Here is a 14,618-nt window from a genome sequence, read left to right as displayed (position 1 = left end):
AGCCATCCCCGCAGAGGACTACTGGGGGGACTCGGCATGCCGGACTGCACCGTCGTCGTCATCACGTACAACGACGCGGCCCGCCTGCCCAGGGCCGTACGCTCCGTGCTCGGGCAGTCGCTGCGCGACCTGGAGGTGATCATCTCCGACGACGCCAGCACGGACGGCACGCCGGAGGTGGCGGCCCGGCTCGTGGCCGGCGACCCCCGGGTCCGCTACCTGCGCAGGCGGCACAACAGCGGCGGGTGCGGGGCCCCGCGCAACGACGGCATCGACGCGGCGACCGCGCCGTACGTCATGTTCCTCGACAGCGACGACGAGCTGCCCCGGCACGCGTGCAAGAGCCTGCTCACCGAGATCGAGCGCACCGGCGCCGACTTCGTGTCGGGGCAGATCTCGCGTCTGTACGAGCGGACCGGCCGCCTGCAGCCGTACTACCCGTGGTTGTTCGCCCGGCGGCGGGTGGTCGAGGGCATCCGCGAGGAGCCCGCGTTGTTCCTCGACAGCTTCACCACCAACAAGCTCTACGACCTGGGCCGGCTGCGCGCCGCCCGGCTGCGTTTCCCCGAGGACATCCACTACGAGGACCACGTCTTCGCCGCCGAGTTGTACGCGCTGTCACGCAGGTTCGCCGTCGTGCCGTGGACGGTCTACCACTGGCACAGGGCGCCCACGAACGAGTCGATCTCGCTGAGCATCGACGACCTGGACAACGTGCGCCAGCGGGTCACGGCCGCCCGGATGAGCGACGACGCCCTGCGCCGGCACGGGGCCGGCGACCTGGTGCCGCACCGCCAGCGCCGCTTCCTCCGCCAGGACCTGCGCGTCTACCTCAACCCGCTGCCGTCCCGCGACCTGGTGTGGATCAAGGAGTTCGCCTCCATCGTGCGGCCGTACCTGGAGGAGATCCCCGGGGACGCGCTGGACGAGATGGCGCCCCTCGACCGGGTCTGCTGCCGGCTCATCCTGGACGACCGGATCGAGGACCTGCGGATCGCGGCGGGCTCGCTCACCGGGCCGAGAGCCGCCCCCAGGGCCGCCGTGCAGCACGACGGGCGGACGTACTGGGGCACCACGGTCTCGCCCGGCATGGACATCACCCGGCTGCGGCTGGCGGAGCTGCCCTACTCGGCGTCCAGGCTGCGGCACGAGGCGACCGCCCTGTCCTCGGACGGCGAGCGCGTACGGATGACCGTGCGCAGCTACGACCCGTTCGGCAAGCTGCCGCTGGAGTGGAAGGCGTTCCTGCAGCTCGGCGGGAAACGCGTCCCCATCACGCCGCGGCCGTCCGGCGACGGCGGGTACGTCAGCGAGGTCGTCTTCACGCCCACCGGCAAGTGCGATCCGCGCATCGGCTTCACCAGGACCTCCGACGGGCACACCACGACCGACCGGATCATCGTCGACCCGCGCACCGAGCCCATCGAGTTGCCCGGCCGCACGGTGAAGGCGGAGGGCCACGCCGCGTACCTGTGCGTGCGTCCCGTGGCCGGGCCGCGGCCCGTGTGGCAGCGGGTCAAGCGGCGCCTGCTCAGGCGGTACAGCACGCCGCGGAACAAGTTGCGGGCGTACAAGGTGCTGATCCGCCTGTTGCCGCGGCGCGGGGACCTCGCGCTGTTCGAGTCGGACGTCGGGAAGGGCTACAGCGGCAGCCCGCGGGCCCTGCACGAGGAGGTGCGGCGGCGCGGGCTGCCGATCGAGGTGGTCTGGTCGGCGGCGAAGGGGCGCGGCGGGTTTCCCCAAGGCGTGCGGCGGGTGCGCAGGGGCAGCTGGCGTCACGTCTGGACGATGGCGCGCGCGGGAATCTGGGTGGACAGCCACGGGTTCCCGCTCGACTACCCGAAGCCGCGGGGCACCCGCTACCTGCAGACCTGGCACGGGCAGGGGATCAAGTCGATCGGCTTCGACGCGCCCGACCTGCGCGGCGACTTCGACCGGCCGCGGGCACGATGGCGGGCCGCGGTCGCCCGGTGGGACGCGCTGGTGTCGCCGAGCGCGGAGTTCTCGCGGGTGTTCCTGCCGTCCAACGGCTACACGGGCAAGGTCTACCGCTGCGGGACTCCGCGCTGCGACGCCCTCGTACGCGGGGAGGGCGCGCGCGACGTTCGGGAACGGCTGGAGATCCCGCCCGGCAGGAAGATCCTCCTGTACGCGCCCACCTACCGGGACCGGGCCAAGGGCAGCGGCCGGTCGGTGCGCGTGGACCTGGAACTCATGGCCGACGAGCTGGCCGGCGAGTGGGTCGTCGTCCTGCGCACCCATCCGGTCGAGCGGTATCGCGTGCCCGAGCACCTGCTGCACTTCGTCCGCGCCGCCGGATCCTACCCGGAGATCAACGACCTGATGCCCGCCTCGGACGCGCTGCTGACGGACTACTCCTCGGTGATGTGCGACTACGCGCTCACGGGCAAGCCGATGGTGTTCTTCATCGACGACTGGGACGACTACCGGCTGTCGGAGCGCGGCGTCTACCACGACCTCCCGGCCATCGCGCCGGGACCGTGCGTGACGACCACCGAGGACCTCGTGGCCGCGATCAGGGACCTGCCCGCCCGGCACGCGGCCTGCGCCGAGCGGTACGCCGCCTTCCGCGAGCTCTGGTGCGCCGACGAGCACGGCGACGCCGCCGCCAGGATCGTGGCCGACTTCTTCGAGGGCGCCCATTGAGCGTCGTCTTCGCCTGCCTCGACGCCGACTCCCTCGGCGGCGTCCAGCAGGTGACGCACACCCTCGCGCAGGGGCTGGCCGGCCGGGGCCACGAGGTGCACGTGATCGGCCTGCACCGCCCCGCCGCCCCCTTCCGGTACGTGCACCGGCCGCTCTACCACCACCACGTGATCAGCCGCCGGCCCGTGGACACGGCCGGACGCCTGGCCCGCAGGCGGGTCGACAGGAAGCTGAAGGAACTGCTCGAAACGATCCGGCCGGGGTACGCGGTGATGACCTCGCCCTCGGCGGTGGCCAGGATCGCGGGGCTGCTGCCGCCGGCGTTCCGGCCCATCGGGCAGTACCACGGCTCCTACGACCACGCCCGCGACTGCTGGCACCTGGCCTCGATCAGGAGGCACTACCCCCGGCTCGACCAGGCGGTGTTCCTCAGCGAGGACGACGCGTGGCGGTTCTCGGAGCACGCGCTGCTGCCCAACACGTGGAGCCTGCCGAACCCCCTGGCGGCCTGGCCGGAGGAGACGTCCGCGCTCGACTCGCCGCGGGTGCTCGGCGTGGGCAGGCTGGAGGGGGTCAAACGGTTCGACCGGCTGATCACCGCGTTCGCCCGGTCGGGCGCGCCGCCGCCGTGGGAGCTGCACCTGATCGGCGACGGCGGCGAGCTGGCGCGGCTGCGCGAGCGCGCGGCCGGGGAGGGCGTCGGTGACCGGGTGGTCTTCCGCGGGCGGGTGCCCGCCGCGCGCATGCCCGGCGAATATCTGGCGGCCTCGGTTCTCGGCCTGACCAGCGAGCACGAGGGACTGCCCGTCGTGCTGCTGGAGTCGGCGGCGCACGGGGTGCCCGCGGTGGCGTTCGGCGTCTCGGGGGGCGTGCGCTCGGCCGGGCCGGTGGTGGTGCCGCCCGGCGACGTCACCGCCTTCGCCTCGGCGCTGGGCCGGCTCGTCCGTTCGACGGAGGAGCGGCGCCGCGCGGGCGCCGCCGCCCGCGCACGGGCCGAGGCCTTCCGCCTCGACCCCGTGCTGGACCGCTGGGAGTCGATGTTCGCCCACATCGACCGCTGAGGCGGCTACACCGCCGGTTCGGCCAGCTCCGGGCGCTGTTGCGGCACGCCCGCGAGCGAGCACTGGCCCGAGGTGAGCATCGCGGCCACCGGGCTCGGCTCCCGCAGCCGGTTCAGCCGGTCGCGCATGGCCTTGCGCATGCGGCTGGCCTTACGCTTCTGCATCGTCTTCTGGCAGGCGACCACGTGCTCCTTGGTGGGCTTGGGCGCGCCGGTGAGCTCGTACCCCATGGACTCCAGGCGGTCGCCGAGCATGTGCTCGCACAACGAGATCTCCCAGTCCTCCAGCCGGTTCGCCCAGCTGCCCACGCGGCTGCGCAGGACGTCGCTGTGCGTGTTGCTGTGCCAGACCTTGTGCTGCGGCACCGCCACCTGGGCCGCCTCGCGCGGGGAGACCATCGACGGGGCGAAGTCCTCCTCCAGGAAGTGGCAGAGCTTCTTCAGCTCGGTCGCCGGGTCGTCCGTGAGGTCCTCGTAGCGCAGCTCGTAGTACGTGTCATCGGGCAGGGTCCGGCGCAGCCGGCCGCCCGCGTCGATGGCCTCGGCCCAGGTGGACACGGCGTGGAAGGAGTCCAGGTTGTACCAGGGCATCTCCTTCAGCGAGGACACGCAGTCGCGGCCGTCCCTGATCAGGTGGATGAACTGGGCGTCGGGGAAGAGCCGCAGCAGCATGTCGACCTGCTTGACGTAGCTCGGTCGCTTGTCGCCCCAGCGGGGCTTGTCGAAGCGGTCGGCGTACATGCGGAAGGCCGTGCCGATCACCGATCCGAGCGAGCCCGGGCCCTCCACGCACTGCCGGACGAACTCGTCCTTGTCGATCTTGAGCTCGCGGAACTTGGTGCTGCGTTCGGTCGCGATCCACTGGGCGAACGCGCGCCGGCGCTGGGTGACCCGCAGGTCGCCCCAGGTGCGCCGGCGGTGGTAGGCGGGAACGAGGAAGCGCGTCTCCGGAGGCACCGCCATGCGCGGGTGCGAGTGGAGCATGAGCTGGAGCATCGTGGTGCCAGACCGCGGGCATCCGATGACGAAGACTGGCCGGTCGGACATTGCGTTGTAACCCCCGAAAACTTAGACGAGAACGTGCTCTCGGCTCTCCTGAGAGGAGGCCGCGCCGTGCCTGCGCGTGAAGAGCCACAGCCGGTAGACGAGGAAGACCTCGTTGGCCAGCAGCAGAACCCCCGACATCGCGGCGAGCGGGATCAGCGCCCATGCCCCCGCAAGAGGCGCGACCACGAACACCGCCGCATGGAACTCGATGCCGCTGATCAGGTGCGAGCGCACCCTGTGGCGGGCCAGGAACCTGTTGAGCCGTCGCGGAAAGCTGCGCCGCCGGGGCCCCCGCCCCAGCGCCACCCGATCCTGCTGCTCCTGCGGCTCCTGGTCGAAAGGATCCTGGTCGAAGGGCTCATGCTCGTCGCCGGGCTCCTGCCGCCCCTCCTTGACCGCCTCGCGCACCCGCTTCATCTGCGGCGCGTTGACGTACCTGAACAGGTCGAGCACGGCCACCGCCGCGCCCAGGACGATGAAGTGCACCTCGCCCGTCAGCGCGTACTGCCCGTACGCCAGCCCTCCGGCGCACAGGACCACCCGGACGCGGTCACCCACGTAGTCGAGCCAGAGCCCGAAGGGCGTGCCGGTGCCCTTGAGCCGGGCGACCTTGCCGTCCACGCAGTCGATCATGAAGCTCAGATAGAACGCGAGAGCGCCCGCCGCGAGCTGGTTCATCGCGAAACAGGCGGCCGACACCGCGCCGAGGACCAGGGAGAACACGGTGAGCGCGTTGGGCGTCAGCTGGGTGCGGTTGGCGACGGCCAGCGCGACCCGGCAGGCGGCCGGGTCCACGAAGTACACGGTCCACCAGGAATCTCTCCGCTTGCGTGTCTCGTGGACGTCATCGAGCGAATAGGTCCTCATGGACTCCAGCATGGCCACGCAACGCGCCGGATCGATTACTCTCTGGAACTACTGGGTGGTTTCCATGCCTGTTCTTGACCGTCCCGGCACGGAAAACCGCCACGTGGGCCCGGTGTCGCCGTCCCTGCACAAGCCGGTCATGACCAGACCGCGCAGTTCGGCGCGCACCTCGAGCTTCCAGTTCTTCCCGCCGCCGCCGAGCCGGCGGGGGTCGATGGCGGCGACCACGCCGTGGCGGCCCGAGCGCCGCACCTCCAGGGGCACGCGGCGGCGCCCGTCGCCGAGCCACATGCTGACCCTGGACAGCTTCCTGTCGACGCGGTGGAACGACACGTGCCCCCGCAGCCGGTACTCCGTGCCGGTCCACTCGCACGCGTCGACCCTGGCGACCAGTTTGAGCTCGTCCCGGGCGTCGAAGACCTCGTCGGGGATCCGGAGCCGGCGGTTGCGGAAGAAGGGGTAGTCGCCGTACCAGTTGGTGACGCGCAGGCCGCGCGGCACGATGCGGGTGCTGCCCTCGCGGGCCCGCCGGAACGCGCGCACCTTGCGCAGTTCCGCCACCAGGCCGCGCTTGACCAGGTGCAGCTCCAGGCGGCGCAGCGAGGGCGCGGTGGCCAGTGCCCGCACGCTCAGCTCGGCCAGCCACGCGTGGGCCAGCTCCACCACCGGCCCGCACTCGGCGCAGTTCTCCAGCGCCTGGAAGAGGAACAGGATGTCCTTCTCCAGCACCAGCGCGTCGAAGCCGTCGAGCAGTTCGGGCGCACGCTCCTCGAGGAAGGCGCGGACCGCGCGGATGGCCGCGAGGCGCTCGTACAGGTTGTCCGGCTCGGTCCTGCGCTGCGTGATCGACGTCGCCCCCGTCTCGCGCCTGCGCCAGTGATAGACCACGTCGCCCACCATGTCCACGCTGGTGGCCAGGACGTGCGCCTGCATGGCGACCGGCACGTCCTCGTAGATGCCGGCGGGGAACGCCAGGCCGCAGCGCTCCCAGAAGGCGCGCCGGTAGACCTTGTTCCACACCGTGCGGTCCCTGACGAGCACCGGCTTGTCGGTGATGTGGGTGCACAGCTGCGGTCGCCTGAACACCTTCTCGTGCAGCGTCGACTCCTCCAGCCGGCCGTCCACGAGCCGTCCCACCGCGCCGCACGCGAGGTCGGACCCGGTCTCGGCCAGGCTGCCGACGAGCAGCTCGTACGCGTGCGGCGGCACGACGTCGTCACTGTCGGCGAAGGCGAGATAGGTGCCGCGGGCGTGCCGGATGCCCTCGTTCCGCGCGGGCCCCGGCCCCTGGTTCCGCTGGGTGACGATGACGAAACGTTCGTCGCGGGCGGCGAAGTCCTCGGCCACGCGCCGGCTGCCGTCCTCGGAACCGTCGTCGACGAGGATCACTTCGAAGTCTTCCAGTGTCTGGGCGGCCAGCGACTTCAGGCACTCGGTGATGTACGCCTCCACGTCGTGAAACGGGACGACGACGCTGAGCAGGGGGATCATGACGATTGCTCCTTGCTTCCTGGACCCGGCTCGAAAGGACAGGTCGAGGGCAGCATGCCGTGGCCGCCGGGCCGGATCCGCATCCCTGATCAGCTCTTTACCTGACGCACAATCGGCTACGTTGTGCAGTTGAGTCCGCGCTGAGAGTTAGGGGCAGCGATGCTGAGGAGCGTCCGTGACGATGATCTGCCCGTGATGCGCCGATGGCGCAACCACCCGCGGGTGCGCTCGGCCAGTTTCGCCACGCACGAGATCGCGCCGGCCGAGCACCTTCGGTGGTGGCAGGCGACCCGCGCCGACCCGGGCAGGTGCGTGCTGATCTACGACCACCGCGGGGTCTCCGCTGGGGTGGTGACCTACGCCGACCTGGCGTCCGGCGCCGCCTCCTGGGGCTTCTACCTCGACCTCGAAGGGCTCGAAGGGTCGGGCGACCTGCTGCGGGCGTGGATCGGGCTGGAGAAGGCGGCCATCGCGCACGCCTTCGGGCCGCTCGGGCAGACGGCGCTGCGCGGCGAGGTGCTGGCCGACAACGCGCCGGTCAGGCTGCTGCACCAGCGGTTCGGCTTCGCCGAGGTGGGCTCCTACCAGCGCGACGTCGACGGTGTTCCGCGTGACGTCGTGGCCATCGAGCTCAGGAAGGGGCAGGCGTGATCTCCATAGCGGGCCGGCCGATCGGGGCGGGGCACCCGCCCTACGTCGTCGCCGAGATGTCCGGAAACCACAACGGGAGCCTGGCACAGGCGCTGGCGATCGTGGACGCGGTGGCGGCGAGCGGCGCGCACGCGCTGAAGCTGCAGACCTACCGGGCCGACACGCTGACCGTCGACTGCGACGGGCCCGCGTTCCGGATCGGCGACGGGCACGAGCTGTGGGGCGGCGAGCACCTCTACCAGCTCTACGAGCGTGCCCACACGCCGTGGGAGTGGCACGAGCCGATCTTCGAGCGGGCCCGCGAGCACGGGCTCACCGCCTTCTCCTCCCCCTTCGACCCCACGGCCGTCGAGCTGCTGGAGAAGCTGGGCACGCCGGCGTACAAGATCGCCTCGTCGGAGATCGTGGACCTGCCGCTGATCAGGCTCGCGGCGAGCACGGGCAAACCACTGATCATCTCGACGGGCATGGCGTCCGCCGGGGAGATCGAGGCCGCCGTGACGGCCGCCCGCGAGGCGGGCTGCGAACAGCTGGCGGTCCTGTCGTGCACGGCGTCCTATCCGGCCTCGCCCGCCGAGAGCAACCTGCGCGCGCTGCCGCTGCTGGCCGCACTCACCGGAGCGGTCGTCGGCGTCTCCGACCACACGCCGGGGCTGGGCGCCGCGCTGGCAGCGGTGGCGCTGGGCGCTTGCCTGATCGAGAAGCACGTCACGACGTCCAGGGCCGAGGGCGGGGTCGACGCGGCCTTCTCGCTGGAGCCGGGCGAGCTGCTGGCGCTGGTGGTGGAGAGCGAGCGGGCCTGGCAGTCGCTGGGCAGCCCGGTGATCGGGCCGCGCCCGTCGGAGCGCGAGGGGCTGCGCTTCCGCCGATCCCTCCACGTCGTGCGCGACGTGCGCGCGGGCGAGCCGGTGACCCCTGACAACGTACGCTCGATCCGGCCGGCGGGCGGGCTGCCTCCCGAGGCCGCCGCGCAGGTGATGGGCCGGCGCTTCACGCAGGACGCGGCGTTCGGCACGCCGCTGACCTGGGACCTCGTCTAGAGCAGGGCGAGCAGGGCCTCGGCGACGCGCTCCCTGCCCTTGCCGTCGACGAGGCCGCTCCCCCGCCTGCCGTGTTCCTCGCGGGCGGCGGGGTCGGCGAGCAGCCGGGCGAGCGCGGCCACGGCCCGCGCGTCCGGCTCGCCGCCCAGCCCGGCGGCGACGCCCCGGCCGACCAGCTCGCCATAGCCGATGAGCTGGTTGTCCGCCACCCAGGTCAGCGCCGTGGGCACGCCGAGGTGGAGCAGCTCCCAGATGGCCGAGCCGGCGGCGGTGACCACGAGGTCGGCGCCGGCCATCAGCTCGGGCAGGCGGTCCGTCGGCGGGATCACGGTGATCGGGTCACCCGCGTCGAAGGGCGCCGGGCTGATCACCGTGCCGCGGAACGGCTCGCCCGTCGCCTGGAGCGCCCGCGCCCACGCGGGGGCGACGCCGGCGCTGTCGGTGCCGCCGAAGAAGCAGAGCACGTGCGGCACCCGGTCATGCCTTGGCGTGCGCGCGCAGCGGCGTACGCGGTCGCGCAGCAGCGCGTATCGTGCTCCGGCCAGCCACCGCCCGCCCCTGCCGGACCCGTGGCGGCGCTCGGCGCCGAGGTTCTGGTCGAGATAGAGGTCGGCCTGCTGGCCCAGGGGGTCGCCGTCGGCGATGGCCAGCACCGCGAGGCCGGCCCGCCCGAGCGCCGCCCCGGTCTCCGCGGGCAGCTCGTACGAGTCCAGCACGACGGCGGCCAGCCGCAACTCGCGGGCCAGCGCCGCCAGCCGGTCGGGTGCCGGCGGCGCGTCGACCAGCGGCAGCCCGCGCTGCTCCAGCTGCGCCAGCGCCCACGGCGAGCCGCGCACGTGCCCGAGGAAGACCACCTCGACGCCCCGGGCGCACAACTCCTCGGCCAGGGCCACGCAGCGCACCAGATGGCCGGCCCCGAGGCTCTCCCCGGCGTCGCAGCGGAAGCCCACCCTGTGGCGGCCGTTCACGCGTCCTGCAGCGCCTTCTGCCGCACGTGGGCGTTGAGCCCGCACACCTCGGGCCGGGCTCGCAACCAGCTCACCAGCGCCTTGACCGGCACGTAGCGGTCGCCGAACTCGCCCACCACGCGGGAGATCAGCTCCCAGTCGTGCTCGGTGTCGAGCGTGACCCGCAGGTCGTCGGCGGCGGGCCGGTAGGTCAGCCCGAGCAGCCGCGCGTCACCGGGATGCTCGTAGACGTAGGAGGTGACGTGGGTTCGGTGGAAGGCGGCGGCCTCCCGGTCGGCCCGCTCCAAGGCGGTCCTGCCGACGATCTCCACGTCGAGGCCGCGCGGCAGCGTGCGCACCAGGCTCGTGCTCAGGTAGTCGAGGCCGGGCACGGCCCGGTAGACCAGCGCCGCCTCCCTGATCACGGCCGGGTCGAGCAGCGGGCAGTCGGCCGTGAACCGCATCACCGCGTCGGCCCGCCGCCCGGCCACCGCCTGCACGAACCGCGTCAGCACGTCGTCGACGGGCCCGCGGTGGCAGGCCACGCCGAGCGCACGGCACTCGGCGGCCACGGCGTCGTCGGCCGGCTCGATCGTGGTGGCGACGACCAGATCGTCGAGGGCGCCCGCCTCGCGCGCCGCGCGTACGACCCAGGACAACACCGAGCGGCCGCCCAGGTCGCGCAGCACCTTTCCGGGCAGGCGCGTGGAGCCCATCCGAGCCTGAACAATTCCGACAATGCGCACCGAAGCCCCATTCCCCCGTGTGACGCTGAGTCCCCGAACGATCGCGCTATGCTACCGCCTGCTCATACGACGACAGTGCGCAAGCACGATTCAGGGGGCCACGTGAGCATTCTCAGCGGATCGTCGATCTTGATCACCGGAGGCACCGGATCCTTCGGCAAGGCGTTCATCAGGCACGCGCTCGACTCGCTCGGAGTGCGGCGCCTGGTGGTCTTCTCCCGCGACGAGCTGAAGCAGTACGAACTCAAGCAGCTCTTCGACGACGACGAGCGGCTGCGCTGGTTCATCGGCGACGTCCGCGACCGCGACCGGCTGACCCGCGCCATGCACGGCGTCGACCACGTCATCCACGCGGCGGCGCTCAAGCAGGTCGACACCGCCGAGTACAACCCGTTCGAATACGTCCGCACCAACGTATCCGGCTCCCAGAACGTCGTCGAGGCCGCCATCGACTGCGGCGTGCGCAGGGTCGTCGCACTCTCCACCGACAAGGCGTCCAGCCCGATCAACCTCTACGGCGCCACGAAGCTCGTCGCCGACAAGCTGTTCGTCTCGGCCAACCACTACGCCGCCGCCCACGAGACCCGCTTCTCCGTCGTCCGCTACGGCAACGTCGTCGGCAGCCGCGGCTCCGTCGTGCCGCTCTTCCTGCGGCTGGCCGGGCAGGGCGGCTCCCTGCCGATCACCGACAAGCGCATGACGAGGTTCTGGATCACGCTCGACCAGGCCGTCAGGTTCGTGGTCGACTCGTTCGACCTGATGCAGGGCGGCGAGCTGTACGTGCCGCGCATCCCCAGCATGCGCATCACCGACCTGGCCGAGGCGCTCGCCCCGCACAGCCCGGTCTACGAGATCGGCGTGCGCCCCGGCGAGAAGCTGCACGAGGAGATGATCGGGCCCGACGACGGGCGCAGGACGCTGCGGCTGTCCGACCGCTACGTGCTCCAGCCGACGATCGCGACCTGGGGCTACCGGCCGCCGCACGCCGGCGAGCTGCTCCCCGAGGGTTTCGCCTACCGGTCCGACACCAACGACCAGTGGCTCTCGGTCGACGACCTGCGCGGCATGGTGACCGGCTGATGTTGCCCTACGGACGCCAGTCGATCACCGAGTCCGACGTCGAGGCCGTCGCCGAGGTGCTGCGCGGCGACTGGCTGACCACGGGCCCCGCGGTCGGGGCGTTCGAGGCCGAGCTGGCCCGCTGGACCGGCGGCGTGCCGTGCGTGGCGGTCACGTCCGGCACCGCGGCGCTGCACGTCGCCTACGTCGCGGCCGGGGTGCGGCCGGGCGACGAGGTCGTCACCTCGCCTCTGACGTTCGTGGCCACCGCCGCCACGGCCGCGCTGCTGGGCGCGCGGGTGGTCTTCGCCGACGTGCAGCCCGACACGGGCAACCTCGACCCCGGCAGCGCCGCGGCGCTGGTCACGCCGCGCACGCGGGTGGTGACGGCGGTCGACTACGCGGGCCATCCCGCCGATTACGACGAGCTGCGCGCGGTCGCCGACGGCGCCGGGGCGCTGCTGATGGCCGACGCGGCCCACTCGATCGGGTCGGCGTACAAAGGGCGGCCGGTGGGGGCGCTGGCGGATCTGACGACGTTCTCGTTCTTCCCGACCAAGACCGTCACCACGGCGGAGGGCGGCGCGGTGGCGGCGGCCGACCCCGAGCGGCTGCTGCGAGCAGCCCGGTTCATGAACCACGGCCTGGTCAGAGACCCGGCCGAGCAGCGCCATTCCGGCGAGGGCGGCTGGCACCAGGAGGTGCACGCGTTCGGGCTGAACTACCGGCTGCCCGACGTGCTCTGCGCGCTCGGCCTGAACCAGCTGCGGCGGCTGCGCCGTTTCCGCGCGCGCCGCGCGGAACTGGTCGCCCGCTACCACCTGATGCTGAGCGACGTGCCCGGCCTGGTCCTGCCCGCCCAGCGTGCCTACGTCGAGCCGGCCTGGCACCTCTATCCCGTCAGGGTCGGCGACGGCCGCAGGCGGGAGGTCTACGAGCGCATGCGCGCCGCGGGCATCGGCGTGCAGGTCAACTACCTGCCGGCCTACCGGCATCCGGTGTTCGAGGACCTCGGCTACCGGCGCGGGCTCTGCCCCGTGGCCGAGGCCTACTACGCCGAGGAGCTGTCGCTGCCGTTGTTCCCCGGCCTGTCCGACGCCCAGCAGGAGCGGGTCGCGGAGACGCTGGCCGGCATCCTGTCCTGATCAGCGTTCGGCGAGCAGCAGGCCGCCGTCGTCGTCCCTGTCGATGAGGAAGCGCCGGTCGGCGACGGTCGCGACCGGCCGCTCCCCCGTACGCACCAGCGGGCGGATGGGCCTGCCCTGGTCGATGAGCACCTCCCACCACGCCTCGTCACCGACGCGCTCGTCGATGTCGGCCAGCGGCACCCGCGCGCGGAACTCCCGGCCGTCCAGCGCGACGGGGAAGTACATCTCCTCGCCGTCGCTCCTGCGTCTCAGCCGCAGCACGGGCTCGCCGTCGCCGGCGTCGGAGATCCTCCCCGCGCACACCAGCTCGCCGCCGTCCACCCGGCACGAGCCGATGACCGCCTTGGGCGTACGCAGGCGCAGGCCCCAGGCGCCCTTGGGCATGCGCACCGGCACCACCCACACCCCGGGCAACCGCAGCGGCTCCGGGACGAGCGGCCGCGACCAGCGCGGCCCGCCCACCCGGCCGTCGAGCCGCAGCCCGTGACCCTTCAGCCGCGCGCGCAGGTCCCAGTGCCCGTGCCTGGCCAGCTGCGCGGGCGTCAGCGTCTCCGGGTCGAAGGCGAACCTGAACGGGAAGGTGTGCTCGGCCACCGGGCCGCCGCCGTCCTGCTCGACGTCCTCCCAGACGGGCGCGCTGCCCGCTTCCGACAGGAGCACGGTCTCGCCCGTCCCGCGCTCCTGCAACCACACGCGCAACCGCACCCGTCTCAGGCGGGCGGCGTCGAACCTGCCGAGCGAAACCCGGCCCACCCCGTGCAACACTCCGTCGCGCCATTCCAGGCTCACCAGCCGGCCCTTCAGGCGCAGCTCGCCCGAGACGTCCGACAGGTGGCGCGGCATCGACGGGTGGCGGCCGTGCCAGCGCCGGCGCAACAGCCCCGCCGGTCTGACCTTCGGCAGCAACCGCCCGTCGCGGGCCTCGGCGAACACGTCGGCCAGCTCCTCCAGGCGGCGCCGGTGCAGCAGGTGGACCTGGAGGCGGCGCTCGAACGGGATGCTCCGCCAGGCTTCGCGCGAGACGCCGTCGAGGTAGTGGCAGGCCAGGTCGAGCAGGCCGGCGTCGGCCGGCCGGCCCGTGGCGGCCATGGAGGCCACGGCCTCGACGGCGACCGCCATGTCGATGTCCATCGTGTCGCGGTCGAAGGCGGGCTTCAGTCCTGGCGCGGCACGCCCGATCAGATCGGCGGTCTGCACCACCGACAGCAGGCGGTCGCGCAGGTTGCCGGGCTCCAGGCTGCGCTGGGTGATCGAGGCGCCGGGCTCGTCGCGCTGCCGCCAGTGGTAGACGACCCTGGACAGCACGTCCACCGACCGGGCGCCGACGTGGGCGGCCATGGCGACGGGCTGGTCCTCGTACATGCGCTCGGGGAAGCTCAGGCCCAGGTCGTCCCAGAAGGAGCGGCGGTAGACCTTGTTCCACAACATGCGGTCGCGGATCAGCAGCCGGTGCCGGGTGATGTGGGTGCCCCTGACCGGCCTGGCGAACGCCTGCCGGTGCGCCCACGAGGGCACGAGCAGGTTGCGGTGCAGGCGCATGACGTTTCCGCAGGCCAGGTCGGAGCCGGTGTGCTCGAGCGAGGCCACCATCCGGCCGAACGCGTCGGGCGGCACGGTGTCGTCGCCGTCGACGAAGGCCAGGTAGCGGCCGCTCGCCTGCCGTACGCCGACGTTGCGGGCCCGGCCGACGCCGTGGTTGTCCTGCCTGATGAGGCGGATCCGGCGGTCGCCGGCCTGCCGGGACGCCACGACGGCCGGGCCGCCGTCGTCACTGCCGTCGTCGACGCAGATCACCTCGAGATCGGCCAGGGTCTGCGCGGCGATGGAGTCCAGGCAGGGTCCGATGTACTTCTCGACGTTATAGAACGGCACGATCACCGACAGAACCGGCACAT

Annotated in this window: 12 protein-coding genes; 6 read left to right on the top strand and 6 right to left on the bottom strand. The window is 72.4% G+C overall.

Features of this window, described 5'->3' with window-relative positions:
- Positions 1-36 precede the first annotated feature (36 nt).
- Complete coding sequence (locus ABGB14_RS26895) at positions 37-2,667, top strand: CDP-glycerol glycerophosphotransferase family protein (protein WP_347646592.1); 2,631 nt, start codon at positions 37-39, stop codon at positions 2,665-2,667.
- Positions 2,664-3,728, top strand: a complete 1,065-nt coding sequence (locus tag ABGB14_RS26890) for a glycosyltransferase (protein ID WP_347646591.1) — start codon at positions 2,664-2,666, stop codon at positions 3,726-3,728. The genes ABGB14_RS26895 and ABGB14_RS26890 overlap by 4 nt, the downstream gene beginning before the upstream one ends.
- A gap of 5 nt (positions 3,729-3,733) precedes the next feature.
- On the opposite strand, the gene ABGB14_RS26885 is transcribed toward ABGB14_RS26890, so the two are convergent.
- From ABGB14_RS26885 to ABGB14_RS26875, 3 genes are all read right to left on the bottom strand, one after another.
- Complete coding sequence (locus ABGB14_RS26885) at positions 3,734-4,711, bottom strand: sulfotransferase (RefSeq protein ID WP_347646590.1); 978 nt, start codon at positions 4,709-4,711, stop codon at positions 3,734-3,736.
- Positions 4,712-4,795: 84 nt separating this feature from the next.
- A complete protein-coding gene (locus ABGB14_RS26880) occupies positions 4,796-5,641 on the bottom strand; it encodes a CDP-alcohol phosphatidyltransferase family protein (RefSeq protein WP_347646589.1) in 846 nt (281 codons plus the stop codon).
- Between the two features lie 48 nt (positions 5,642-5,689).
- Positions 5,690-7,132 (bottom strand): glycosyltransferase family 2 protein, encoded by a 1,443-nt coding sequence (locus tag ABGB14_RS26875; RefSeq protein WP_347646588.1) that lies wholly within the window; start codon positions 7,130-7,132, stop codon positions 5,690-5,692.
- Between the two features lie 159 nt (positions 7,133-7,291).
- Between ABGB14_RS26875 and ABGB14_RS26870 the strand changes: the two genes are divergently transcribed.
- Positions 7,292-7,783 (top strand): GNAT family N-acetyltransferase, encoded by a 492-nt coding sequence (locus tag ABGB14_RS26870; RefSeq protein ID WP_347646587.1) that lies wholly within the window; start codon positions 7,292-7,294, stop codon positions 7,781-7,783.
- Positions 7,780-8,823, top strand: coding sequence for a pseudaminic acid synthase (gene pseI / locus ABGB14_RS26865; RefSeq protein ID WP_347646586.1), 1,044 nt, complete (start codon positions 7,780-7,782; stop codon positions 8,821-8,823). Before ABGB14_RS26870 ends, pseI begins: the two co-directional genes overlap by 4 nt.
- Here the strand turns inward: pseI and ABGB14_RS26860 are convergent.
- Positions 8,820-9,791, bottom strand: coding sequence for a hypothetical protein (locus tag ABGB14_RS26860; RefSeq protein ID WP_347646585.1), 972 nt, complete (start codon positions 9,789-9,791; stop codon positions 8,820-8,822). The two genes, pseI and ABGB14_RS26860, sit on opposite strands and share 4 nt — an antisense overlap.
- A complete protein-coding gene (locus ABGB14_RS26855) occupies positions 9,788-10,516 on the bottom strand; it encodes a glycosyltransferase family protein (RefSeq protein WP_347646584.1) in 729 nt (242 codons plus the stop codon). Before ABGB14_RS26855 ends, ABGB14_RS26860 begins: the two co-directional genes overlap by 4 nt.
- Positions 10,517-10,618: 102 nt before the next feature.
- On the opposite strand from ABGB14_RS26855, the gene pseB reads away from it, so the two are divergent.
- Entirely contained in the window at positions 10,619-11,596 is a 978-nt protein-coding gene (pseB, locus tag ABGB14_RS26850; RefSeq protein WP_347646583.1) for a UDP-N-acetylglucosamine 4,6-dehydratase (inverting), read from the top strand.
- Positions 11,596-12,720: an aminotransferase class V-fold PLP-dependent enzyme gene (locus tag ABGB14_RS26845; RefSeq protein WP_347646582.1), complete on the top strand. Its 1,125-nt coding sequence runs from the start codon at positions 11,596-11,598 to the stop codon at positions 12,718-12,720. The genes pseB and ABGB14_RS26845 overlap by 1 nt, the downstream gene beginning before the upstream one ends.
- Here ABGB14_RS26845 and ABGB14_RS26840 read toward each other — a convergent pair whose 3' ends face one another.
- Positions 12,721-14,616: a glycosyltransferase family 2 protein gene (locus ABGB14_RS26840; RefSeq protein ID WP_347646581.1), complete on the bottom strand. Its 1,896-nt coding sequence runs from the start codon at positions 14,614-14,616 to the stop codon at positions 12,721-12,723. It lies immediately after the preceding gene.
- Positions 14,617-14,618 lie beyond the last annotated feature (2 nt).

The organism is Nonomuraea sp. B10E15, assembly GCF_039871615.1.
Taxonomy (GTDB): Bacteria; Actinomycetota; Actinomycetes; order Streptosporangiales; family Streptosporangiaceae; genus Nonomuraea.
This window is presented reverse-complemented; position numbering and strand designations above follow the sequence as displayed.